This is a genomic window from Sunxiuqinia sp. sy24 (assembly GCF_052677165.1).
Genome location: NZ_JBQYLH010000014.1, coordinates 1 through 25,877, shown reverse-complemented (window position 1 = coordinate 25,877; position 25,877 = coordinate 1). Strand labels below are relative to the sequence as shown.

18 protein-coding genes are annotated in these 25,877 nt (G+C 42.5%); 9 read left to right on the top strand and 9 right to left on the bottom strand.

Annotated features, from left to right (window positions below; all coding sequences use genetic code 11):
* Positions 1 to 84 precede the first annotated feature (84 nt).
* The 5 genes from ACUNWA_RS12775 to ACUNWA_RS12755 form a co-directional block, all read right to left on the bottom strand.
* Positions 85 to 1,722, bottom strand: a complete 1,638-nt coding sequence (locus ACUNWA_RS12775; protein WP_445592309.1) for a beta-N-acetylhexosaminidase — start codon at positions 1,720 to 1,722, stop codon at positions 85 to 87.
* Between the two features lie 219 nt (positions 1,723 to 1,941).
* Positions 1,942 to 3,687 (bottom strand): RagB/SusD family nutrient uptake outer membrane protein, encoded by a 1,746-nt coding sequence (locus ACUNWA_RS12770; RefSeq protein WP_445592308.1) that lies wholly within the window; start codon positions 3,685 to 3,687, stop codon positions 1,942 to 1,944.
* A 20-nt stretch (positions 3,688 to 3,707) separates the two neighbouring features.
* A complete protein-coding gene (locus ACUNWA_RS12765; RefSeq protein ID WP_445592307.1) occupies positions 3,708 to 7,082 on the bottom strand; it encodes a TonB-dependent receptor in 3,375 nt (1,124 codons plus the stop codon).
* A gap of 218 nt (positions 7,083 to 7,300) precedes the next feature.
* Positions 7,301 to 8,314, bottom strand: coding sequence for a FecR family protein (locus tag ACUNWA_RS12760; protein ID WP_445592306.1), 1,014 nt, complete (start codon positions 8,312 to 8,314; stop codon positions 7,301 to 7,303).
* Between the two features lie 119 nt (positions 8,315 to 8,433).
* The gene (locus ACUNWA_RS12755; RefSeq protein ID WP_445592305.1) at positions 8,434 to 8,991 is read right to left on the bottom strand and encodes a sigma-70 family RNA polymerase sigma factor; all 558 of its coding nucleotides are present in this window, start codon (positions 8,989 to 8,991) and stop codon (positions 8,434 to 8,436) included.
* 543 nt (positions 8,992 to 9,534) lie between these two features.
* Here ACUNWA_RS12755 and ACUNWA_RS12750 point away from each other — a divergent pair.
* A complete protein-coding gene (locus ACUNWA_RS12750; RefSeq protein ID WP_445592304.1) occupies positions 9,535 to 10,899 on the top strand; it encodes an NAD(P)/FAD-dependent oxidoreductase in 1,365 nt (454 codons plus the stop codon).
* 334 nt (positions 10,900 to 11,233) lie between these two features.
* Positions 11,234 to 11,920: a 2,3-diphosphoglycerate-dependent phosphoglycerate mutase gene (gpmA, locus tag ACUNWA_RS12745; protein WP_445592303.1), complete on the top strand. Its 687-nt coding sequence runs from the start codon at positions 11,234 to 11,236 to the stop codon at positions 11,918 to 11,920.
* Positions 11,921 to 11,971: 51 nt separating this feature from the next.
* On the opposite strand, the gene ACUNWA_RS12740 is transcribed toward gpmA, so the two are convergent.
* On the bottom strand, positions 11,972 to 12,826 hold the full coding sequence (locus ACUNWA_RS12740) for a formate/nitrite transporter family protein (protein WP_445592302.1): 855 nt from the start codon (positions 12,824 to 12,826) through the stop codon (positions 11,972 to 11,974).
* Positions 12,827 to 13,228: 402 nt separating this feature from the next.
* Here ACUNWA_RS12740 and ACUNWA_RS12735 point away from each other — a divergent pair, with 402 nt between their 5' ends.
* From ACUNWA_RS12735 to rplI, 4 genes are all read left to right on the top strand, one after another.
* A complete protein-coding gene (locus ACUNWA_RS12735) occupies positions 13,229 to 13,936 on the top strand; it encodes an SDR family NAD(P)-dependent oxidoreductase (protein ID WP_445592301.1) in 708 nt (235 codons plus the stop codon).
* A gap of 136 nt (positions 13,937 to 14,072) precedes the next feature.
* Positions 14,073 to 14,429, top strand: a complete 357-nt coding sequence (gene rpsF / locus ACUNWA_RS12730) for a 30S ribosomal protein S6 (protein ID WP_445592300.1) — start codon at positions 14,073 to 14,075, stop codon at positions 14,427 to 14,429.
* A gap of 3 nt (positions 14,430 to 14,432) precedes the next feature.
* Positions 14,433 to 14,702, top strand: coding sequence for a 30S ribosomal protein S18 (gene rpsR, locus ACUNWA_RS12725; RefSeq protein WP_299577335.1), 270 nt, complete (start codon positions 14,433 to 14,435; stop codon positions 14,700 to 14,702).
* A gap of 17 nt (positions 14,703 to 14,719) precedes the next feature.
* Entirely contained in the window at positions 14,720 to 15,169 is a 450-nt protein-coding gene (gene rplI / locus ACUNWA_RS12720; protein ID WP_445592299.1) for a 50S ribosomal protein L9, read from the top strand.
* 111 nt (positions 15,170 to 15,280) lie between these two features.
* On the opposite strand, the gene ACUNWA_RS12715 is transcribed toward rplI, so the two are convergent.
* Complete coding sequence (locus tag ACUNWA_RS12715; protein ID WP_445592298.1) at positions 15,281 to 16,000, bottom strand: cytidylate kinase-like family protein; 720 nt, start codon at positions 15,998 to 16,000, stop codon at positions 15,281 to 15,283.
* A gap of 162 nt (positions 16,001 to 16,162) precedes the next feature.
* Here ACUNWA_RS12715 and ACUNWA_RS12710 point away from each other — a divergent pair, with 162 nt between their 5' ends.
* Positions 16,163 to 17,209, top strand: coding sequence for a Gfo/Idh/MocA family oxidoreductase (locus ACUNWA_RS12710; protein ID WP_445592297.1), 1,047 nt, complete (start codon positions 16,163 to 16,165; stop codon positions 17,207 to 17,209).
* A 7-nt stretch (positions 17,210 to 17,216) separates the two neighbouring features.
* Here ACUNWA_RS12710 and ACUNWA_RS12705 read toward each other — a convergent pair whose 3' ends face one another.
* Positions 17,217 to 18,146, bottom strand: coding sequence for a DUF6807 family protein (locus ACUNWA_RS12705; RefSeq protein WP_445592296.1), 930 nt, complete (start codon positions 18,144 to 18,146; stop codon positions 17,217 to 17,219).
* Positions 18,147 to 18,269: 123 nt separating this feature from the next.
* Positions 18,270 to 20,258, bottom strand: a complete 1,989-nt coding sequence (locus ACUNWA_RS12700; RefSeq protein ID WP_445592295.1) for a peptidase U32 family protein — start codon at positions 20,256 to 20,258, stop codon at positions 18,270 to 18,272.
* A gap of 185 nt (positions 20,259 to 20,443) precedes the next feature.
* On the opposite strand from ACUNWA_RS12700, the gene ACUNWA_RS12695 reads away from it, so the two are divergent.
* Positions 20,444 to 21,619 carry an AAA family ATPase gene (locus ACUNWA_RS12695; RefSeq protein ID WP_445592294.1) on the top strand — a complete coding sequence of 392 codons (1,176 nt, stop codon included), beginning with the start codon at positions 20,444 to 20,446 and terminating at the stop codon, positions 21,617 to 21,619.
* Positions 21,620 to 21,701: 82 nt separating this feature from the next.
* On the top strand, positions 21,702 to 25,262 hold the full coding sequence (gene nifJ, locus ACUNWA_RS12690; protein ID WP_445592293.1) for a pyruvate:ferredoxin (flavodoxin) oxidoreductase: 3,561 nt from the start codon (positions 21,702 to 21,704) through the stop codon (positions 25,260 to 25,262).
* Positions 25,263 to 25,877 lie beyond the last annotated feature (615 nt).

Below are 25,877 nucleotides of genomic sequence, written 5' to 3'. Positions count from 1 at the left end.
CTATTTTTATTGGCCGGGAAAAACTCTTGTTTCTAATGTATCATTTAGATCCCAATGCATTTTCCCAGAGAACTTTTTTATCTTTTAATCCCAGCTAAAGTCATTATTCATCTCTTCCTTCAAACCAGGACCAATATCAATTCCTTTTTCCCTCAACATGGGGTATTTTTCTTTCACAATGCGATAAAACTCATCAAATGGCAGGCGTTCTCCCTTGTTCCACATTTGTTCGGCCAAGGCAAATATACGAGGAAAAACCCTTCGATCAACCATGTGTTCGTACACATGCCAGTCCGTCCATAAAGCACATCCCATACCTAAAACCAATGGATCAGGCTCATTTATGTCTGATGGATTATTTTCGTAAACCGTGCGCATATCAAATGTACGGTCGGCAAAATAGTTTGACCATGGGCTTACCGGAAAGTTTAAATAACTATAATAGTTGGTATTGGCGATAACCTGATGTCCGTTTCTGATCGCATTTTTTAATGCCAAATCCTGATGTCCGCGCCAGTTCCACCAATGAACAATTACGTTGTCCGGTAACTTAAAACCATCCTGGTAAATGACATCGCCCCAAAAGATAACCTTTTTATTTTTTGTTTTCATATAATTGGCCAGGTGGGATGAAAAATACATTTGTAGTTCATGACTGTTCGCCAGATTTTCTTGCTTAATTTTCCCCTGACAATGCGGACACTTGTTCCACTTTCCCTTCGGTGCCTCGTCGCCTCCCAAATGAATATAAGGCGATGGAAACAACTCACAAACTTCATCCAACACATTTTTAAGGAAGGTGTAAGTTTCTTCTTTTCCCCCACAAAATAAAACGTCCGAAAAGCTCATGACCGTTTTTGGGGCCTCGCCAAAGCAAGTCAGTTCCGGGTAGGCCGTTAAGGCAGCCTCTGAGTGCCCAGGAACATCGATTTCCGGAACAACGGTTATGTATAACTTCCGGGCATAGGCAACAATATCTTTAATTTCTTCCTGGGTGTAAAACCCTTGCTGTTCTTTCCCGTCTGCCACCTTTGAACCAATGCCGGTTAGCTTGGGATATTTCTTAATTTCAATCCGCCAGCCTTGTCCTTCTGTCAGGTGCCAGTGAAAAACATTCATTTTCAACATGGCCATGTGGCCCAGGTAACGCTTAATAAATTCAGGCGATTGGTACTGCCTGCCTGAGTCGAGCATGAAACTGCGCCAGGCATATTTAGGAGAGTCGGTAATTTCTATTCCGGGAATACGATAGCCTGCCAAATGAATAGCTTTTCCGGCCTGTATCTCCTCCGGAAGAAGTTGCAGTAAACTTTGAATGCCATAAAAAAGGCCGATGGAAGTGTTGGCCGTTACTTTAATTTGTTTTCCGGACACAGAAAGTTGGTAAGCTTCATCTCCCAAGTTGTTGGGAAGCGCAGCAAGCTGTAAATGAATATCCGCGTTTCGTTCATTCGAATTTTCAATCCGGACATTGTTTTGGAGCCGTTGGATTAAATAATCAGCCACCTCTTGCTCCTGGCTGGCACAGGCTATTGTTAACTTATTTCCAATAAGAAAGGAGCCAGCCCTTTTTTCAACTTTTAAAGGGGTGGGCAGAATAGTCTGGCCCTGAATTACGGAGGTGCTTAAAAAGAGAATTCCCAGAAGAAATACCCCTTTGATTGCCCGCTTACGTAGTTTCAAGAAGCAATCAATAATCGATCTGTTTTGAGTAGGATACATTTGTTTATCTATTTAGAATTAATCAACCATTTCAACATAGATTATTAAACATAGCAAAAGGATGAGTCTAAAAAACTCCTCCTTAATTACGGTATCGTTTATTCAACCAAACAATACTGGCTCCACCCCTATCTAATTATCAATACCGGTTAAATTACAATCCAGCAATAAAACCGATAAGTTAAAGAGGGCTTAAAAGCCCTCTTTAACTTTGAAGATTTACTTATCCCAGCCCGGATTTTGACCCAGTGCTGGATTAAGCGTCAATTCGTTAGTAGGAATTGGGTTAAGATAATCGCGCTCAGGTTTAAACTGATAACCTGAAGGAATTACTTTCAAATAAGGATCGATATAACCATCGCCATCAACCAACAAGGTTTCACCAATCACAATATTATATTCATTTTCCAAATCGCTTCCGATAAATTTAAACCCTTTCAGGCGTTTTCCCACGAAAAGCTCGTGTGCACGCCAACGCATCAAGTCATCAAAACGGAAACCTTCACAGGCCAATTCAACTCTCCGCTCTCTTCTGACTTCATTGATAATAGGACTCAGTTCAGGGAATTGCCAGTTTGGATCATTAGCAATATTCGATAATTGCAGGTGTGGCATATTCACACGATCACGCAGTTGGTTCACGGTCATATCCAGGTCAGCCTGAGTAATTGTTCCCAGCTCAGCTTTGGCTTCTGCATAAATCAAAAGGATTTCAGCATAGCGATAGATGATTGCTGCAGTGGTTCCAATTCCTCCGGCTTTTTGCTGTTCGAAGTCAGGACTGCCGCCTTTTCTCAACTGAAAGCCACTGGTATTTCGTGCACTTCCGGTTAAATCCAGGTCAGGTTTTTCAAAAGAAACGGTCAACTCACCATTTTTGATTTCTTTGGCAGCTCCGGGCAAGTAAAGCGTTTGCGCCAGACGCGGGTCACGGTTGGCAGCAACATCTTCCAGACTTCCTTCGCCCGCATATAAGTCACTTTGTGAGATTGGCAATCCGTCCGTTGCCAGGTAGCTGTCGACCAATGACTTTGACAAGCCTGTATTTCCACCAATACGTGGGATGTAACGATGAACATTGTGTGTTACCCCCAAGTCAACGTCATACTTTTTCCATAAGATCACTTCGCTATTGGCAGACAAATCAACCTGGTTAAACAAAGAGTAGTAGGTATCATTTACATCGCCATTATTGTATAATGCATAATGACCTTCGTCGATAATCTGTTTTGCAGCCTGAGCAGCTAACTCCAGGTATTCACTACCATCAGAACCTGTCACTCCGAAATCTGTTCCGGAATGGTATTTTTCCCATGTTCCTTCAAAAAGGCAAATGCGTGCTTTCAGAGCCAGTGCTACATCTTTGTTAACACGGAAAGCTTCAGCTTTATCCACAGCTGGAAGTTTCGCAATGGCAACATCCAAATCTTTGATAATAGAATCTACAACAGCCTTACGAGGCGTACGGGCCATATACAGTTCTTCTGAATCAGTCGATAATGGTTTGCTGTAAAAAGGAACATCCCCAAATGTCTGAACCATGTTGAAATAATGCAGTGCCCTGAAAAAATACCCTTCACCCGAGTAGTTGTCAATTAAAGTCTGATCGCCTTCAACAGTAGATAGGTTATTCAGAAAATAATTTACCGAACGAATACTACCCCAGCTCCAGCCACCACCAGATGAAGGGATGGTCCAGTTACCGGCCAAACGGCTATTGTAAGTTCCGGGAATCATGTTGTCACTGTTATTGTCGAACCAAAAGATTCCCCCACTCCAGCCACTGTGAACCGGGAAAGCACCATAAAAGCTATTGGCATACAGTTTTAAATCGTTGGGTGTTTTCCAGAATGTTTGCGGGGCAATCTCATCCAGCGGATAACGATCTAAATAATCTTCGTTACATGATGACATGAGCGCCATAACCGCTACAGCTAAACATATATATATTCTAATTCTTCTCATAATAATCTGATTTTTCAAAATTAAAAGGATACATTCATTCCAACAGCAAAACTTTTCTGCAGCGGATAAATTTTACCAGCTCCCCAAGAACCGCCAGTAGTTTCCGGATCGAAAATATCTATCAAGTCAGTCAATACAAACAGGTTTTCTCCGGTAACATAGAAGCGTACCTTGGATAACTGCAACTTTTTCACAAACATTTCCGGCAATGTGTAGCCAAGTTGAACATTCTTCAGTCTTAAATAAGCGCCATTTTGCAGGTAACGCGTTTGAACTTGCTGGTTTTTCGTTCCATTAGTCAAATAGGGACTTGGATAATAGGCATCACGATTGTCTTCAGACCAATAATCTAAGTGTGCCTTAAAGCCTGCTGACTGCCATACACCGCCAGTGCCGCCCCAAAAGTAAGAACCACCAATCGCCAGGTCACGCTTGGCGACACCTGTCCAAAGCATGGAAAAGTCCATTCCTTTCCATTTTCCTCCTGCTGAAAATGCAAATTGATACTGAGGCGTACTATTTCCTATAACCTTCTTATCTCCGGGATTTTCAACAGTATTGTCTCCCCAGTCAATCACCCCGTCATCATTCAGATCCTGGTACATAATATCACCGGCTTTCCACTTCTGTCCGCTAATTTTTGACTGATCATACCAACCATCAAAAGCTGCATCTTCCTGAGCAATGCCCTCAGTTACATATCCCCAAATTTCGCCTAGTTCCTGACCTTCATAATAGGTTGTTAAAATTCCGGTTGGATTGCGGTACTTCGCTACTTTGGTTTTGGCATTTGAAAGTGTGGCTTTAGCATGATAGGAGAAGTCATTAATTTTATCCTCCCAACCAATCACCAATTCAAATCCATTGGTTTGTAACTCCGTATTATTAATTTTTGGGACACCAGTTCCTAATACACCTGGCAAAGCTTCGGCCGGACCAGGCAGGTCGCTGGTATAGCGCTCAAAAACATCCAATGAACCGGTAAGTTGATTATTAAAGATTCCCCAATCAACTCCAATATTTTTGGTTTTCACTTTTGCCCAAGTAAGCGTTGGACTAATCAGTCCAGGTAAAGAAGCATAGTTTGGTCTGCTATCTCCCATAATCCACCAGTTGTTGGTACGGACTGGAATTGTAGGAACATACAGGTAAAGGTATTCATTCTTATTTCCAAGCTGATTACCCAAAGCTCCCCACGATCCACGGATTTTTAAAACATCAATTTGTTCAACATTGAAAAAGTCTTCCCTGGCCAGGTTATACCCCACAGAAACGGAAGGAAATAGTCCCCAGCGCTCATCGCCAGGAAATTTTGAAGAACCATCGTATCGAGCATTCACTTCAAGCAAATATTTCTCCTCAAAATTATAGTTCAACCGGCCAAAAAATCCACGAGTTGCCCAATGCCACTTGCTATCGCCTACATCGTCCTGCTCGCTTGTTGCAGTGCTGATCGAAGGAACTTCGTCGGTAATCAAGCCTTGTTTAGAGGCGTACAGCCATTCGTACTGCTCTAGTTCCTGCTGAAAACCAGTCAATATCTTAAAGGTATGTCCTGAGTCAAACTCTTTCTCGTAAGAACTATAGATGTTCGGAGATGAATACGTTTTTTTACTGGCGCTGGCAGAATAGCTTGTATTAGGGCGCTCGGTATAAGTAATATCATTTGGTCCATGAAGAATAACTGATCCATAGTGGTTGTTACCAATATTGCTTTGAACCGTCCAGTTGTAGTCAAAATTAATTTTCCAATCCTTGATCGGTTCAAGAACAGCTCCCGTTGAAATCAGGAAGTTATCAGACGTACTTTTACTTCTTCCGGACAACAGGTAAGGAATCTCCGAACTTTGATGATAATCTCCGTCTGGCGTATACAGAGGATTGGTAGGCCACCGACGAGCAATATTATGATAAAACAGATAGCGATTATAACTTGGACGATCAGTAACTCCACGAGTATACTTAACATTGGCACGAAGTGACAAAAAGCTATTCACATCGCTTGAAACTTTCGAGTTCATCGTATAGCGCTTGTACTCATCATCTCCATATTTCAACAGGCCTTTCTCGTCATAAAAACCGCCAGATACGTAATAGTTTACTTTATCCTTTTTCCCTGAGACACTAACCGTATGCGTCTGACGTGGTGTCCAGTCTTTATAAAAGACCTCAAACCAATTGGTGTTGGCATTGGCAGTCATGTAAGACCCCCAACGATCCGGATTTCCCGGCTCAGGAAAGGTTCCATCAATACTGGAAGGATCTTTCATATATTGCTCAATACGCCCCATAACTTCATCTGAAAATACAGGAGCAGAATCACCATCATTCAAGCCAGCCTGATTAAAATAATTGGCAAATTCCAAGGAATTCATCATTTCAGGCAATTTCAGCGGTGCCGAATACGTAAATACATTCGAATAGCTGACATGCACGCCTTCCTTGCCCTCTTTTGTCGTAATCAGTACCACTCCGTAGGCAGCACGCGCTCCGTAAATAGCAGCCGAAGCAGCATCTTTAAGTACTGAGATACTCTCAATATCATTGGGGTTGATATCGTTAATACTGTTGACAGGAACGCCATCAACAAGAATATAAGGAGCATCGGTTCCATCCAGCGATCCTACACCCCGAATATTCATGGCCATCGACGAGCCAGGCTCTCCTCCAGTGCTACCAACCGAAAAATTCATACTCGGCAAAACCCCTTGAATAGCCTGCTGAACGTTGGCCACAGGTCGGTCCTCTAATACTTCGGAAGTAACCTGCTCAACGGCACCTGTCAGGTTTATTTTCTTTTGCACACCATATCCGATAGCAACCACTTCTTCAATACCGAAAGTTTCCTCTTCCAGGATTACATTAACAACAGCGTTTGAACCAACAATGGTTTCGTAACTCCGCATCCCAACAAAGGAAAACATCAAAGTTACTCCGGGGCTTACTCCTTTAAGTACATACTCTCCGGCATCATTGGTGATGGTTCCGGTAGTCGTTCCTTTCACCACAACCGTTACACCGGGTAAAGGTAAACCTGCTCCATCTGTAACAACCCCCGATATGTCTTTGGATTGTTGAACTGACAGCCAGGCCTTTTCTGTACTCAGGGCTATTTGGCGGTTATTGATGATGTAAATAATGTCTAAATCAAGAAACAGTTCATCCAGGACTTCTTCAATTGTTCTGTTATTGACAGAAATCTGAGTCTTCTTATTAACATCCACTTTACTAGCTTCATACATGAAGTAGTAGTCCGTTTGATTTTCAATTTCATTCAGCACATTTCTAATGGACACATCAGCCATCTTTAGGCTTAACCGATTGTTTTGTGAAAACGAATCGATGGCAAATGTTTGACCAATAAAAACGAAAAGCAATATCAGCGTTGTTCTCATTACCTTGCACGGTTTAGATTCCCAGAAACTTCGTCTTTCCGGGATCGGTAAAAATTCTTTTTTTTTCATAAATTTGTTTCGATTTGGAATAATAATTCAAATTGAGTTATGCCTTTTGTTCGTTCAAAAGCTAAAGGCACTACGAAATCAAGAGGAGGTGTTGGCGCATCTCCTTTTTGTTGTCTCTTCTTTTTCACATAAGCAAATTAATTTAAGTATTAGTACATTGTTATTTTAATAGGGGTATCGGGGTCATTACTTAAAACAATATCGTAATTAATGGCGCAGCTGAATTTGATCAGTTCCATGATATCCTCAATGTCTTCATGCAGAATCGTTGCATTGAATAAAAGATTGTTGATTCTCGGATTTTTCACTTCAATAGAAACATTATACCAGCGCTCCAGCTTTTTAACCACCTCGCTCATGGTTGCATCGCTGAAAATGAGTAATCCTTTCTTCCAGGATGTATACTGTGAAGTTTCTACTTTCTTGATGGTTAAACCCTTTCCATTTCTTTCGTAATCCGCTTTCTCTCCCGGGCTTAACTGGTGCGTACTGAATTTTCCGGCGTTCGTTTCAAGTTCGACCGCCCCCTTTTCCAGCACCACACTGACCGTTTCATCTTCTGCATAATTCCGAACATTAAAGCTTGTTCCTAAAACACGAACTTTCAAGTCATCGCAATGCACAACAAATGGGTGTTCGCTCTGCTTGGTAACCTGAAAGAAAGCTTCTCCATTCAGTTTAATTTCACGGTTTTGAGAAAAGAATGCGTTATTATAGGCAATTGTAGTCCCCCCGTTTAACCAAACCGTAGATTGGTCGGGCAAGGTAATTTTTGAATGCTCACCATTACTGGCAGTGATGGTAGTGTAGTTTTCCGGCACTTCATTATAAACAAAATCAACAATCGCATTGCCCACAAAGCCTCCAAGGCCAACAATAAAAAACAAAATTGCTGCAATACGCCATTGTGCGAGACTTTTCTCAAGCTTATAGCGCCTTATTTTTTCGGTGTATCTATTCCAGGCTCTCGGCGTATCAACTTTGTCGTAGGCTTCAATTTGACTGGCAATAAACGAATGATTGGTTAACTTGTCAAACAGCTGTCTATTTTCATAGTCTCCTTCGACCCATGTTTTCAGGTCAAGCTCTTCATCCTTGCTTTCTGTTTCGGTAATATACTTTCCGAGAAAAGTTCCTTTTTTTATCGCATCCCTTAAATTCATACCTAACAAACCTGAATAAAACTAAACTTGAAATTTCTGATTTCGCAACTACAACGACATGGAGGAATAAAATGACTACACGAAAACAAAAAAAATTCACATTCGTTAACACACTAGACTTACTTCCCTTTAAACCAAGAGGTAAACAAAAGTAATAAGTTATCCACTTTTTTTCGAAGTATCTTGTAAGCACGGGCTTTTTGCGTCCTTACCGTACTAAGAGCAATGTTCAATTTTTCAGCAATCTCACTATTCGAATAATCTTTTAAGGACAACAAAAGGACTTGTTTCATCGCTTCGGGCAATTTATTAACTTGCTCATATACCATATTAAAAGCCTCAACGCGTATAATTTCCGAAAAAAAGTAATCAACCTCTACCTCCTCTTTTAGTTGGTAGTTTTTATACTTTTCTTTTACTTTTTGATGTTTAAGGTGATCCAAACAATGATTGCGTATGGAAGTGTAGAAAAAGGATTTAACCTGAAACAGATTCTCAAAGCTTCGGGGTTTCTCATAGAAAGCTAAAAAGACATCCTGAACAATATCTTCACAAATGGCAATATCCTGAATATACTTGGATGCGAATGAGGTAAACCCAGCATAAGTATCATAAAAAAAGGCTTGAACATCCAACTGTTCTCCCCCCTTCAACCGAATGTTGCTATTCGTAATCATATCAATATTCTCTTACTGAATTCCTCTTCTCCAATTTTATGAAGGAAAAAGCAGCGTCAAATATAATTTGTAAAAATTACTATTTAATCTTTTAGTGAATAAAAATTTGACCACGGCTTCTGCCAACAACTCAATTCTTATCAAAACACCCAGTCCAAAACTTGTAACGAGCAGAAATGAACAAATGCCCCAATCAAGTTCTCCGGGTGCACATATAGCTGCAGAATTTCCTATAAGAAACGTGTAATAAATCCACAAGCCTATCTATCAGGACGTGCCCCTTAGTCTTGATCTCGTTTGGAGTGCAATTTTCAGCTGACCCCAATTTCCCTATAACCAGCCCTCAATTATTAAGCAAGCACCGTTCCGGCATGAAGTTAGCACCCTCTAAAAATGAACCGACCAAAATTTTCCAATGACTGCTACCACAAAACAATCAGATCAATACAATCCGAAGTAATTTTTTGAAACCCACAGGAGAAAATTTTGTTGTTTCAGAATAGAACAATTTTCTCTCTTCTCCTTAATAGTAAAAAGACAACAATGAAAAACACGAATGATATATTCTCTGTAAACATTCCGGATAGCAATAAACCTCGTTTGGTCATTATTGGAGGTGGCTTTGGAGGTATTCGACTGCTGCGCAAGCTGAACTCCGATAAGTTTCAGGTGGTTTTGCTCGACCGGTATAACTACCATACCTTTCAGCCACTACTGTACCAGGTAGCCACTGCTGGCCTTGAACCGGATTCCATAGCCGGTCCGTTGCGAAAGGTAATCAAGCAGAAGCCTGACACCTATTTCCGAATGCTAAAAGTAAACCGAATCGATCCGGAAAATAAAACACTGGAAACCGTTGCCGGCAATTTGAGTTTTGATTACCTGGTGGTAGCTACGGGTGCTCAAATCAACTATTTTGGCAATAAAAACATTGCGAAGCATGCCTTTCCGCTCAAGCAAGTGACCCATGCGCTGGATTTACGAAGCCATATTTTTCAACAATTTGAAAAATCGGAGATTCTAACCAATCCGAAAGACAAAGAGCGCCTGATGACTTTTGTGGTTGTAGGTGCCGGTCCTACGGGCGTTGAAGTGTGCGGAGCGCTTGCTGAATTAAAAAATAATGTTTTACCCAAGGATTATCCTCAGTTGAATGTCAGCAGCATGCAAATTCATTTAATTGAAGGCCAGGATCGGGTGCTTCCCGCCATGTCGGAGCAGTCGGGTAAACGTGCTTACAACTACCTAAAAAAAATGGGCATCAACATCAGCTTAAACACACTCACCGATGACTATGACCGCATTGTCGTAAAACTCAGCAATGGACAAGAAATTCGAACCGGAACGCTCATCTGGGCTGCCGGAGTAAAAGGCAACCTGGTGGACGGCTTCGACGAAAAAAGTATTCACAGAGGTCAGCTACTGGTAAACAAGACCAATCATATCATAAAAGACAAGGACAGTAATGAAGCATACAACCATTTGTTTGCTATTGGCGATGTCATGCATATGCTTCATGAGGATTACCCCACCGGCTTACCCGGATTGGCACAGGTTGCGATACAACAAGGAGAACAGCTTGCTGTAAATTTAAACCGCCTTTCAGAAAACAAACCATTTAAATCCTTTCAATATACCAACAAAGGGGCACTGGCAACCATTGGCCGAAACAAAGCGGTAGCCGATCTTCCCGGCAACATCAGGCTAAGCGGCATCATTGGCTGGATGATCTGGATGTTGGTACATCTGCTGTTTCTAATTGGCTTTAGAAGCAAGGCCGTCGTGTTTGCCAACTGGTCGTGGAATTACTTAACCTACGATCGCGGCATTCGACTGATTCTTCGCCCTTCAAGCAAGAAAAAAGACTTGGTAAGTAAAGAAATGATTGAAGCCATGAACGAAAAATAAGAGACGAAGACGATGGAGAAAACCAAGCGCTATGCAGATAAACCCCCAAAAACAGAGGTAAGCAGCAATTCTGTCCTAAGTAAATATTAAAACAGAGCATGTTGTGTTCTCGTACTCATGGAAACTTAACGCCATCAAATGCAGTATATTTGAAAGAGACGCAACTTGCTGGCGCTTCGCTTTTTCATCGGGGCCATAAGATATTACATAATACATCTAATCCACTCCTGCAGAATTAAGCGATCCGACTACGGAAACAAACGCCAGCACAAACATTGCTGCTGACTTCATGAAGCAATAATAGATGAAAAATGAATACTAAATCAGATCAATCATGCACAAACTAGTTTTATTACGGCACGGAGAAAGCGAGTGGAACAGACAAAATTTATTTACCGGGTGGGTAGACGTTTCGTTGTCCGAAAACGGAATCTACGAAGCTCAAAATGCAGGCATTACACTCAATGTAAATCATTTTCAATTCGACATGGCCTACACATCCTTATTAAAAAGAGCCATTCAATCATTATGGTACACGCTGGAAGCTCTGGATCAACTTTGGATACCATGGGAGAAATCGTGGCGACTGAATGAACGTCATTATGGCGCGCTACAAGGGCTCAATAAAAAACAAATAGCCTTAAAACACGGAGAGAAACAAGTACACCAATGGCGGCGCAATTATAAAACCAGACCTCCTTTGCTCGACCGTAATAACTCGCTCTCACCCTGCAACCACCGGCGATACCAGAACGTTCCCAAAGACGAACTTCCTTTAGGAGAAAGCCTGGAAGATACTTACCTCCGCTTTTTACCCTACTGGCACCAGGAAATTGCTCCGGCAATAAAGAGTGGCAAAAAAGTATTGATCGCTGCCCATGGGAACAGCTTGCGGGCACTCATCAAGTATTTAGACAACATCATGGATGACGACATCGCTTCACTGGAAATTCCTACCGGGAAGCCCTTGATTTATGAATTGGATGACGACTTAAAACCGATCAAGCATTATTATTTATAATTTGCTGTTACCGATCAAGGAAGTTGAAAGAAACGGTATCGATAAACCCAATCATCCATTACCCAAATGCTTGCTGCGTGGGTTTACGTGACTGAATTTCACAAAAGCGACAAATACCACCCCGCCAACAATGTTGCCCAAGGTAGCCCAAAGTTGAACCCAGCCGTAGTCGGCCAAACCGATTGCTTCACTTGTCAATACGGCTGTGAAAATCTCAATCGATCCGACAATGGAGTGATGCAAGCCTCCCATTCCAATGACCGATGTGATTAGTACGATGATGATAATACGGGAAATAGTTTCCTGCGAGGATGTAACAAGCCACGACAATAGGCCCATGAGCCAGCCGGCTAACAAACCACTCAGTAAAATGATGTACCAGGGGAAATCAATCAGTTTTTGGGCTAAAGATTCAAAGGCATTTAAGCTGATTACCTCAACGGCCGATGGGAGAACCGACAAAATCAGACTAAAAGCGTAGCCACCCAAGAGGTTGCCAACATAAATAACTCCCCATAAAAACATCAGGCTTTTTAGGGAGACATCTTTATTTAGCACCGGAATGACTGCCAGCGTAGTATGCTCGGTGAATAATTCCGACTTTCCGATCACGACAAAAATAAAGCCCAACGGATAAGCGAGAGCCAAAAGGACGTGCAATACCGATGGGTTAACAACTCCATGAAACAAGCTGTACACTACCGCCATGAGAAAAACGCTAAAGCCAACGTCCAGTCCTGCAGAAATAGCCGATAGAAACAGATCCTGACTGGATCGGTTATGCTCATGCATGGCCATTTCAATCTGTTCCTTCAAAATCTCATCAATCTGTTTGGGCTTATTCAGCACATCTTTGAGGTCATTTCTTCTGTTGCGCATGGGTTGTCCTTCTCTTGTTATTTTCAAAAATTCATCCTTCTTCTAAGCAGGAAGCAGCATGCTTCAAGCGTGTTGTTATTCCACAGTTTTCCTATAATTTCCACATGCCCAACTAAGTTTTTAGGCTGCCCCGCAGCTCTATCTTCTGGTCAGGAACACGAGATCATGCCTGTTTCGGAGCTTCCAACCAAACCAATGGCTTTTCAGGAATAGGACTTGTGGTTTCATCTCAGTACTAAAAACAATTATTAAACCATGAAAACACATCGACAGGAGTCGCTCTCGCACGAACTCTCTATTTCTCTCCATACGTAGGCTATAACTACCCGTCGAACTGGCAGTAAAAATCCTAGTTTAAAAATAACGTCCGTTTTAACCACAACGACTATCTTTGATGATGGTTGATTCTTTTAACAAAAACAAAAACACATGAATGTATTAATTACCGGAACAAGCACAGGCCTGGGAAATGGCTTAGCCCAGTATTATCTGAAAGCAGGCTGGCAAGTTTACGGTATCAGCCGAAAAACCAGTACTGACCTGGAAGCTCATCCTCAATTTCACTTTCTGGCTCACGATTTATCAAGTCTGGAAGCAACGGCAGATAAACTTGCCGCTTTTGTCGAATTGGTAGATACTTTCGACTTGGTTATTCTGAACGCAGGTATTCTGAATGAAATAAAAGACCTGCATAACACCCGGCTGGAAGAAATCAAACACGTCATGGATGTGAACGTATGGGGAAACAAGGTATTAATTGATGTGCTAACCGAGCAGGTAAATCATTTGAAGCAAGTAGTTGCTATTTCGTCTGGAGCCTCAGTGAGTGGAGCCCGCGGTTGGAACGCCTACTCATTGTCAAAAGCAACACTAAACATGTTGATAAACCTCTATTCCAAAGAGTTTCCTGAAACTCATTTTTGTGCGTTGGCTCCTGGATTGATTGACACCGGCATGCAAGATTACCTCTACAATTTGAAAGAGGAAGAGAAATTTCCGGTGCTTAAAAAGCTAAAAAAGGCCAAGGGAACAAGCCAAATGCCGCGGAGCAAAGAAGCGGCCCGGATTGTTGCTACTGCCATTGAGCAAGTCCGATCGTTTGAAAGTGGTAGTTTTCAGGATGTACGCAAAATCTAAAACGCCCTCGCCAACAAGAAACTATGCACGAAAAAACAGCGTTAAAAAGGTTTTGTTTCCTCGTAAATAATTTCTAATTTTGCGCGACCATATTTTATGGGTATAGAATTTTAATGTTTAATTAATTAGATGTTTTATGAAAAACCAGTATGAAACCGTTTTCATTGCAACTCCCGTTTTATCTGATGTACAGATAAAGGAAGCGGTAAGTAAGTTCAGAGACATCATCACCGAAGACGGTGGCGAGATTGTCAATGAAGAGGACTGGGGATTACGCAAATTAGCTTATCCCATTCAGAAAAAAAGCACCGGTTTTTACCACTTGATCGAGTTCATGGCTGAGCCTTCTTTGATCGAGAAGCTAGAAACCCAGTACAGACGCGATGAGCGTATCATCCGTTTCCTGACTTTCAAGTTGGATAAATACGCTGCGGAGTACAGTGAAAAGAGAAAAAATAATTTGAAGGCTAAAAAAACTGAAAAGGAGAACTAAGCTATGGCTAACAATCAAAGTGAAATCAGGTACCTGACTCCCCCGTCAGTTGAAATCAAAAAGAAGAAGTATTGCCGCTTCAAAAAGAACAAAATCAAATACGTGGATTACAAAGATCCTGAGTTTTTGAAAAAATTCTTGAACGAGCAAGGTCGTATTCTTCCTCGTCGTATCACTGGTACTTCGTTGAAATACCAACGTAAAGTAGCCAGAGCAGTAAAAAGAGCTCGTCACTTAGCGATGTTGCCCTACTTAACCGATATGTTGAAATAATTTAAAGATTTAAAACAATGGAAATCATTTTATTACAAGATATTCAGAATTTAGGGAGCAAAGACGATCTTGTTAATGTAAAAGACGGTTACGGCCGTAATTTCTTAATCCCTAGCAAAATGGCGATTGTCGCCACTGAATCAGCAAAAAAAGTACTGGCTGAAAATATCAGACAACGTGCACACAAAGAAGCTAAATTGAAAGACGAAGCTTTGGCCATTGCTGAAAAACTGCAAAACAAGCAAGTTGTTATTGCAACTAAAACCAGTACAACCGGTAAAATCTTTGGTTCTGTTAATACCATTCAGCTTGCTGAAGCCATTAACAAAAAAGGATTCGAAATTGACCGGAAACAAATCAAAATTGCTGAAGACAGCATTAAAGAAATCGGTAAATACACTGCCAAAATCAAACTGCACAAAGAAGTCGTTGTTGATTTTGAGTTCGAAGTAATTACCGAAGAGTAATTTTAGATTCACACACACATCAGACACATTTTTTTCAAACAAACAGATAAAAAGCCATCTTGCAGTCGCAAGATGGCTTTTCTCTTTTAAGCCTAACCTTTCTTATAAACCTCACTCATTCTCGTGACTAACAATCATTCGCTTGTTCTTCATGATATTAATAACGGCATCGACAATATAATCATCCTGCATCGTCGCATAATTGAAGATCAGATCAAAATCGCTGTTGTTCATTCTTTGACCGTTCACATGCTCTACAAACAAATCCCGTTGCCGATCGATTTCCAACACATAATCCTGCGCCTCACTTTTGGTCATATTGCTGATCTGCATAATTCGGTTAATCCGCCAGTCCAGCGGAGCCTGAAGCCGAATGCTCAATTTTTGGGAAATATCACGGGCAATCGACCCGGCAGCCCTGCCCACGATAATGAAATTCCCAACCTCTGCAATGCGTAAAATAACATCTCTCACCGTATCAATGACTACCTGGTCATCCGCATCGTAAATTTTTTCCACCGAAAAAGCCGTGGTTACTTCGTGCAATTGCGATTTTACTTCTGATAAAAAAACATGTTTTATACGTCCTGGATCCATCTCCAGTTCTAAGGCAGCTTCCTCAATAATTTCCTTGCTTACCCATTTCCACTCTACATCGCTGCTGGTTTCGGCTCGGTAACTGTATCCCGAAAGAATTTTGGCCAGTTTAATGGCAATCGGCTTAGCAGAACAACCACACTCACGCGAAATCATAATCACCGGTCCGGGGTACTTCGTCTTCTTTTCCTGAGAGGACGAATCGGCTAAATAGTTACTCAAAAAGTTTTTCATAATCGGAAATTTTAAAAATGACCCGTTAGACACTATTAAAGCTACAACCTGAAATCCAAAAAAGTTGCAAAAGCTGCTCTACAATAGCAGATTTAGCTCATGTTTTACAACTATTCTGCACAACATGAAACATTTTACTATTTTCGTCTAAAACTTATTCGTATGGAAAAAATAATTCAAACAGCGCTTGCCTCTTTTGGCATGTCAGGCATGGTTTTCCATGGCCCAAGCCTGAAAGCTAATCCAAACTTCAACATCCATTCTATTCTGGAGCGAACTAAAAACCTATCGGCAAAAGACTACCCGCAAGCACACATTGTGCGTAACTTTGATGAGTTGATCCGGCAGCCCGAAGTCGATTTGGTCATCATCAATACGCCGGATCGCTTTCATTACACCATGTGTAAGCAGGCACTGGCAGCAGGCAAACATGTGGTGGTTGAAAAGCCATTTACCCAAACCGTTGAGCAGGCCAACGAATTGATCCAGCTGGCTAAAAACCAAAACCGAATGCTGTCCGTTTACCAGAACCGGCGCTGGGATGGCGATTTTCTCACAGTAAAGAAAGTGCTGACTGGAGGTATGATTGGACGCCTGGTGGAATTTGAGTCGCACTTCGACCGCTACCGTAACTTCATTCAGGAAGAAACCTGGAAGGAAGAAGGCGATAAACGACATGGCGTGCTATTTAATCTGGGATCGCACATGATTGACCAGGTCGTCCAACTTGTTGGCATGCCTCAGTCCATTACAGCGCATCTGGACATTTTGAGAACGGGCGGAAAAGTGAATGATTACTATGATATCCGCATGCAGTACCCCAATTTTGCAGCCATACTCAAATCATCGTACCTGGTGCGCGAGCCGGGGCCACGCTACAGTCTTCATGGTACGCTGGGCACATTCCACAAATGGGGAATTGATCCGCAGGAAAAACAGCTCAAGGCCGGCCATTTGCCCAACAAGGTCCATTGGGGCACTGAACCCAAAGAATACTGGGGGCAGCTAAATACGGAGTGGAACGGACTAAACGTCAAAGGAACCGTTGAAACCGTGCCCGGAAATTACAAGGCGTATTACGAAAACATCTACGATGTTCTTGCCAATGGAGCTGAACTGGCCGTAAACCCGGAGGAAAGCCGCGATGTCGTTCAGCTTTTAGACTATTGTCTGCAAAGTCACGAAGAAAAGCGAACGATTTTCCTGTAAGCCAAACTTAGTTCCAGGGTAATTTCTGAAGCGCTTTCAATACGCGTCCTTCATTGAATCGTCCTGAATAAAGGACAACTGCATAGCGCAACACTGTGGGCTTAACTCTTGAAATCGAGACAGGTGTTCTTCCCGGCCATACTGCATTCTGCATACTGTTTTGGCTACGCAGGATCCACTTATTCGCAGTTTCAAAATCGTTGGCCGAATAAATCAACATCCCACCACGATTTGCTTTTTTAGCCATTGAGCCATAAATATGCATTAACCTCCCGACTTCAAGCGCTTCATTCTGAGGCACCACTACATTATTTTCAGAAGAAAAAGCAACATCCTCCGGTAGCTTCATGCGAACCGAAAATCCGCCATAGCCTTTCACATCATCCGAGCCACCCAGCGCTACCCCATCGACCAACGCTTTCAGCTCAATTTCAAATTGAATGATCCGATAGTTTCTTTGTTGTTGGTGAAAATCAACCGTGGCCCTTTCTTCCACAAAAGGGCTTGCACCCGCTTTGTAATTTGGTGACTTCCATTCAACGATTGTTGTCAGGGTTCCCAATCCCGGTGAAGAACGAATAAATTCAACTGATTTTACGTCATGAATAAAGTCCTTCAATTCCCATTGATCAGCAATTGATTCTCCATCAATCAACACCTGATGCCAGGCCCAAAAAATTCCGCGATGATGGATATGGTCTTCCGGTGCATTTTCGGTTAGCATGGTGCCGTCAGGCAAATAAACAGGATGAAAAAAGTTGGTGCGCCCTTTATCCAGGTTCATGGCCGGAGGCTCTTTCGAATAGAAGGCAATTTTCTTTTTACCGTCAGTAAATAATATGCCTTCGTCTACTCGCTCCATACTAATTTGTGAAAAGCCGGAGTAATATAAAAAAAGGCAAAATAGAAGCAGGCTGAATGATTTCGAATTCGTCATGTTTGGGTTATAGGCTTAGTTCGTGTCCGACAAAATCGGTTGACTAAGATATAAAAATGCCCTATGACAAGGTCGACTTCAGCCTTAATATTTTGCAAAACACAAAAAACAGACAAGCTACACTTATTGCAATCCCTTTTTAAAGTTGAAGGTTGTTGAAGGTTGATATTGTTCTGAAAAACGGTATTTCATCAAAATCTTTTTAACCGTGTGCTTCGAAGGTTTTTCATGACTCAAATCAATCATAAAATTGGTAAACCCTTCTTTCACCAACTGACTTTTATATTGCAGAAGACTAACAGGTACTTCGGGTGTCACCACCGTAATGCCATCTTTGTTTGTTTTCTGAAACGTTTTATTCGTGTCGTCCACAAACTTTTTTTCATCATTGGCAACCTGCACCGGCATACGCGAATAGAACAACTCAGGATAGGCATGAAGCAACACCACACCTTGCTTGTTCTGCATGGTTTTCAAGTTGTCAAAATCATTCTCCAGCGGATAGCAGAAGTTACGAATACGGTTTTCATTCAGCATCTTAGCTGCAGCATCATTATAAACATACACATTTTCGTTGCTGCTTACCTGACTATCCTTACTCAGCAATAATTTTTGCGATAAATGGCTGATAAAAAACTGCCGAAATCCCTGCGACTCAATCTTCTTCAGCAATTTTCGATAAGCGTCCAGGTGCTCTTCCGAAATAAACTTGGGCAATTCAATGTAAACTTTATGCTTGTTTTGCTGAATAAACCGAAGCGAAAAATCAAAGCTTTCCAAGTCTTTACGCGTAAAAGACAGAATTACACCATCGGCCTCTTCCATACGCAACTTGCGCAACCAGTCGGGCTGGTCAACCCGAATAAACAAGCGTGGTTTCGATGGTCGGGATTTGATGATCAGCTGCTGGCGAAACTTCTTTTTCTCGCCATACGGAAGTGCTTTCATACGTGCATGTGGCAAATTGCCAAACTTACCCGGGAAACGCTGCTCGCGGCGTCCAACCCAAAACAACTCATCGCCCACATGAATTTTCTCCTGTCCGGTAAAGGTAAATGAATAACGGTTGCCATCCGCCTTCAAGTCTCGCAGCTTAACATTCACCGTACTATCGTCTTTCACATTCCGAATTCGAATGCGGTCGCCTTCCTGCATTTCAGTTTGCGATTCAAACGACACCTCACCTTTATTTAATCCCTTGATAAACCCAATTGAGATTCCGGTATTAGAGGTATCGGTAATACCATCTTTTACATCCTTACCTAAGAAGTAAGCGATTTTTTCACGACCAAAATCCAGCTTCAGCAACTCTTCGGCCTCCGCCTTCTTCTCCGGATGATCAATTGCCATTCGATAAGCTTTGGCTACCCGAAAAACATAGTCAGCCGATTTCATGCGCCCTTCCACCTTCAGCGAGCTAATACCCAACTCCTTCAGTTTTTCAAGGTTATTCAACTGCTGATTATCTTTCAGGTTGAATAAGAATTTGCTTTGCTGATTGTCCTGATAGATGCGGCGACACGGCTGGGCACACAAGCCCCTGTTGGCGCCACGCCCTCCCAGGTAACTGCTAAAAAAGCAAAGTCCGGAAAACGAGTAGCACAAAGCGCCATGCACAAACAATTCCAGCTCCGTTTTCGCCCGTCCGGCAATCTTGGTCAGCTCGGTCATGGTTAACTCACGAGCCAGAATCACCCGGGCAATTTTCATTTGCTCCGAAAAATCAACACCCAGCGAGTTATGATTGCCCATTTGAGTACTGGCATGAATCACCAATTTGGGAAAACGCAATCGGGCAATATAATATAAGCCCCAATCCTGAATAATGATGGCATCAACGCCAGCGCGTTCCAAAAAGGTAAGCACATCCAGCAAATCATCAATTTCTCTATTTTTGATTACCGTATTTAAAGTCAGGTAAATCTTCACCTGCCGTTTTTTCGCTTCTTGCAAGGCAGCCAGCAAATGACTTTCGCTGAAATTCGTGGCGCGTCCTCGCGCATTAAAATTCCGCATACCAAGAAAAATGGCATCAGCACCAGCTTCCAGTGCTGCGTAAAAAGACTCGGTATTTCCGGCCGGTAACAGTAATTCAGGTTTTGGGTTTCCCATAGCAATTTGAGTTTGTGCAAAAATAGGGATAATCTTCAGCAGCCCCAGTATTTATTTAAACAGAAGCTTAGCCCATCGCTTATTTTTACCAATTATAAATTACACAATCCACCCAAAATTGTTATCTCCAGATTGCAAAAAGTAAAACTTACTGTTTACTTTTGTTTGCAGAAATTAGATTACAAGTGGAAAACCTCATACAGATTCATCAGACACTTTTTGAACAACCGCGTAAGACTATCCGACGCGAATTAATCGATGAAATCGATTGGTCTCACCGACTCATTTGCATCAAAGGATTTCGTGGCGTGGGTAAAACAACCTTTCTGCATGACTTGGTGAGAGAGAAGTACCTGGAGGATAAATCCTGCCTGTACGTCAGCCTTAACAATTTCTATTTCACCCGCAGAAAGATTTACAATTTTGCCGATGAGTTTTACAAGAAAGGTGGTAAAGTTCTCATCCTCGATCAAATTCATAAATACCCGGAATGGTCAAAAGAGCTGCGCGCCTGCTATGACGACATGCCGGGCTTGAAAATTGTTTTCTCGGCATCTCCTGTTTTGCGGGTTATTGAGGGCAATGCCAACCTTAAGAATATTGCGAAAGTCTACCATCTGGAAGGCTTGTCATTCAGAGAATACCTGAATTATCGTGGGAAGTTCGAGTTTCCTCACTATACCTTGGAGGAGATTATCGCCAACCACCAGCAAATTGCGCAGGAAATTACCACTCAGGTAAAACCCCTGGCCTACTTTGAGGAGTACCTTCAAATTGGTTTTTATCCGTATTTCCTGAACAATAAGCCCTTTTACAACGAAACGCTGCTAAAGCATGTGAATCTGGCTCTGGAGCTGGATGTGACTTACCTTAACCAAATTGAGTTAAAGTACCTTCCCAAGCTTCGGAAGTTATTGCAGATTATTGCCAGCGAAGTACCATTTTCGCCCAATGTCAGCAAAATCAGCACCGATGTGGAAACCTCACGGGCTACGGTCATGAACTATCTGCGCTACCTGAAAAATGCGCGTCTTATTAACATGCTTTTCTCTAACGGTGGCGAAGATCAGATGAAAAAACCGGATTTGGTTTATGCACATAACACCAATATTTTATTTGCCGTAGAGCCCAATAACATTACGAACCGAAACTTGCGCACCACCTTTTTTTACAACCAGGTGGGTTATCTGCATAACATGAAAAGTTCGAACAAAGCCGACTTTAAAGTCAACGACAACTACCACTTCATCGTGGGAGGAAAATATACAGAAGCAGAAAAAGGAACATACGCAGCGGCCGACATGATTGAAGAAGGCAGTGGCGATAAGATCCCCTTGTGGCTATTTGGATTTTTATACTAGACACGAGTTGCTAGTCTCTGATTCGAATTTGAAACTTGGAATTTAAAATTAGAATATACATTTGAAATTTAACTTGAATAAAATGGCAAAAGAAAAAAAATTCATTACATGTGACGGAAACTATGCGGCAGCGCATATGAGTTACATGTTTAGCGAAGTTGCCTGTATCTATCCTATTACTCCATCATCAACGATGGCTGAGTATGTGGATGAATGGGCAGCAAAAGGTAAAAAGAACCTGTTCGGACGTCCTGTCCGTTTAGCTGAATTGCAAAGTGAAGGTGGCGCCGCCGGTGCGGTTCACGGTTCATTGCAGTCTGGAGCTTTAACTTCGACTTACACGGCTTCTCAGGGGTTATTGCTAATGATTCCTAACATGTACAAAATTGCCGGTGAATTGTTGCCGACTGTTTTCCATGTTAGTGCCCGTGCTTTGGCCGGACATGCTTTGTCTATCTTTGGCGATCACTCTGATGTTTATGCTGCTCGTCAAACGGGTTTCGCCATGTTGGCTGCCGGTTCAGTACAAGAAGAAATGGACCTGGCTGGTGTTTCTCACCTGGCGACCTTAAAATCACGCGTGCCTTTCCTTTCTTTCTTCGATGGTTTCCGTACTTCTCACGAAGTTCAAAAAATCGAAGTGATCGATCAGGAAGATATCCGTCCATTGATTGATTACGATGCGTTGCAAGCTTTCCGCGATCGTGCTCTGAATCCAGAGTCACCATTAACACGCGGTACTGCTCAAAACCCCGACATCTTCTTCCAGGCGCGTGAAGCGTCAAACTCATTTTACGATGCGGTTCCTGACATCGTGGAAGAATACATGCAGGAGATTACCAAACTAACCGGACGCGAATACCACCCATTCACATATTATGGTGCTAAAGATGCTGAAAACATCATCATTGCGATGGGTTCAGTAACAGAAACAATCAAAGAAACCATTGATCACCTGGCTGCTCAAGGGCAAAAAGTTGGTTTGTTGTCTGTTCACTTGTACCGTCCGTTCAGTGCAAAATATTTCATGAACGTATTGCCTGCTTCCGTGAAGCGTATTGCTGTGCTTGACCGCAGTAAAGAGCCCGGAGCAAACGGTGAGCCTTTGTACCTGGAAATCAAAGACCTTTTCTACGGAAAAGAAAATGCCCCTGTCATTGTTGGCGGACGCTTTGGTCTAGGATCAAAAGACACCACTCCATCACAAATCATGTCAGTATATGAAAACCTGGCTATGGCTGAACCTAAAAATGGTTTTACGCTGGGTATTGTTGATGATGTGACCTTCAAATCACTTCCTTTAAAAGAAGAAGTAAAAGTTTCTCCCGAAGGTACTTACGAAGCTAAATTCTATGGATTGGGATCGGATGGTACGGTTGGTGCAAACAAAAACTCCATCAAAATTATTGGTGACACGACCGATAAATTCTGCCAGGGTTATTTCGAATACGACTCGAAAAAATCGGGTGGTTTCACTTGCTCTCACCTGCGTTTTGGCGACAGCCCAATCCGTTCAACTTACCTGATCACTACGCCTGACTTCGTGGCCTGCCACGTTCCTGCCTATGTGAACTTGTACGATGTACTGAAAGGTCTGAAAAAAGGTGGTTCATTCTTGTTGAACTCGATTTGGAATGAAGAAGAAACCAAAAAACGTTTGCCAAACGCCATGAAGCGTTACCTGGCTGAGAACGAAATCAACTTCTACATCATCAACGGTACTAAACTGGGTGAAGAGCTTGGATTAGGAACTCGTACCAACACGATCATGCAGTCTGCTTTCTTCAAAATCACTGGCGTAATTCCTTACGACCAAGCGGTTGAAGCGATGAAAAAAGCAATTGTAAAATCATACGGTTCTAAAGGCGAGAAAATCGTTAACATGAACTTTGCCGCTGTTGAAGCCGGTGGTCAAAACGTAACCAAAGTTGAAGTTCCTGCTGAGTGGGTTGACATTAAACTGGAAGAAGAAGTTGCTGCAACGGATCGTCCGGAATACATTAGCAAATTTGTTGATGTAATCAACGCTCAAAAAGGAAATGACCTGCCTGTTTCTACTTTCAAAGGGTACGAAGACGGAACCTTCGAGCAAGGAACTGCCGCTTTTGAAAAACGTGGTATCGCGGTTAACGTTCCTGAATGGCAAGAAGACAACTGTATCCAGTGTAACCAGTGTGCTTATGTTTGTCCTCACGCTGCTATTCGTCCATTCCTGATGACCGAAGAAGAAGTGGCGAGTGCACCAGAAGGCACAAATACAAAAACAGCTACACCAACCAAACAATTCCCTGGCCTGAACTTCCGTATTCAGGTTTCAGTATTGGATTGTACTGGCTGTGGTAACTGTGCTGATGTTTGTCCTTCAAAAGAAAAATCACTTGTTATGAAGCCACTTGGTACACAAGAGGCCGAAGTGGCACGCTGGAACTACATGGACAAAAACGTGAGCTACAAAGAAAAAGTAGTTGACAAATACAAGTCGGTTAAAAACTCTCAGTTTGCTCAACCGTTATTCGAGTTCTCCGGAGCTTGTGCTGGTTGTGGTGAAACACCATACATCAAATTAATTACTCAGCTTTACGGTGAGCGCATGATGATTGCCAACGCTACAGGTTGTTCTTCAATCTACGGTGGATCGGCTCCTGCAACACCTTACTGCAAGCACAAAGAAAGCGAACAAGGTCCAGCATGGGCGAACTCCTTGTTCGAAGACAATGCTGAATATGGTTTCGGTATGGCCGAAGGTGTTTCGGCACAACGCGATCGTATTGAAGCCATCATGAGCGAAGCGCTTCAGACTGGTATCAGCGAAGACGAGAAAGCAGCTTTCACAGCCTGGATTGAAGGCAAGAACGAAGCCGAAGCATCAAAAGCAGCTTCAGCTAAAGTACTGGAAGTACTGGAAGGCAAAGAAGAAGCTTACGCTAAAGACATCGTTAGCCTGAAAAAATACCTGGTGAAAAAATCCGTTTGGGTATTTGGTGGCGACGGATGGGCTTACGACATCGGTTACGGTGGTTTAGATCACGTATTGGCTTCAGGCGAAGATGTAAACGTATTGGTAATGGATACCGAAGTTTACTCTAACACCGGTGGTCAGGCTTCTAAATCAACTCCGGTTGGTGCGGTAGCGAAATTCGCTTCTTCAGGTAAGAAAATCCGTAAAAAAGACTTGGGTGTCATGGCTATGTCTTATGGTTACGTTTACGTTGCACAAGTTGCGATGGGCGCCAACCAGGCACAATACCTGAAAGCACTACGCGAAGCAGAAGCTTACCCAGGACCATCTTTGATCATCGCTTATTCTCCATGTATCAACCACGGATTGCGTGCCAGCATGGGCGCTTCTCAGGCTGAAGAGAAAAAAGCAGTTGAGGCAGGTTACTGGTCACTGTTCCGCTACAACCCATTGCTCGAAGCGGAAGCTAAAAACCCATTTGTTCTGGATTCAAAACAACCAGACTGGAGCAAATTCCAGGATTTCCTGAATGGAGAAGTTCGCTATACTTCATTGAAAAAATCATTCCCGGAACAAGCTGCCGAGCTGTTCAAAGCTTCTGAAGAAAATGCCAAATGGCGTTATGCTTCATACAAGCGATTGGCTGCAATGGATTTCAATCCTGAAGCAGTTGAAGAAAAATAATAAACGAAAAAAACCGTTTTATTATATCACAAAAGCCATCTTCCTTCGGGAGGATGGCTTTTTTGCATAGGGCTTAGGGCATGAGGCTCGGTGCTTAAAAGCCTAACCTTTAATCTCGGGAAATTAACCCGAAGGGTTTAACAACAGTAGCCGTAGGTAAAACCTACGGAAAACGATCAATAACGCGACACACCAGAACCCTGGAAAAGCGTTCAACTAGTTTAGGTGTTTTTATTGTTGAATATCACAGCAAATAGCATTCATCAAATTCGATCTCCCTTGTTGCACCTACGGCTATTATTTTTGAATCCTATTCCGGATTCTAGCTTTCTTGGACTGACCCCCTCATAGATTCAAGCAAGGAGGAGTACTTTCACCCAGCGCGAAAGGGAGGTATTGGTTTTGTCGACCAACACCCTACCCCAACGGCACTTTTCATTTCTTTTCCGATGAAACAACCTTGTCCTTTTGGTTTGATCCAAAAGAACGAAAAGATTAAGGCTAACGATGCTTTTGAACGAAAACGGCGGATCAGTCACTCCCCGAAAACCAACTCCTCCCGCTGGTCGTCAAACAGGGTTTTCTTAGCGAGTGCCCACGCGGATTCCCTCCCTT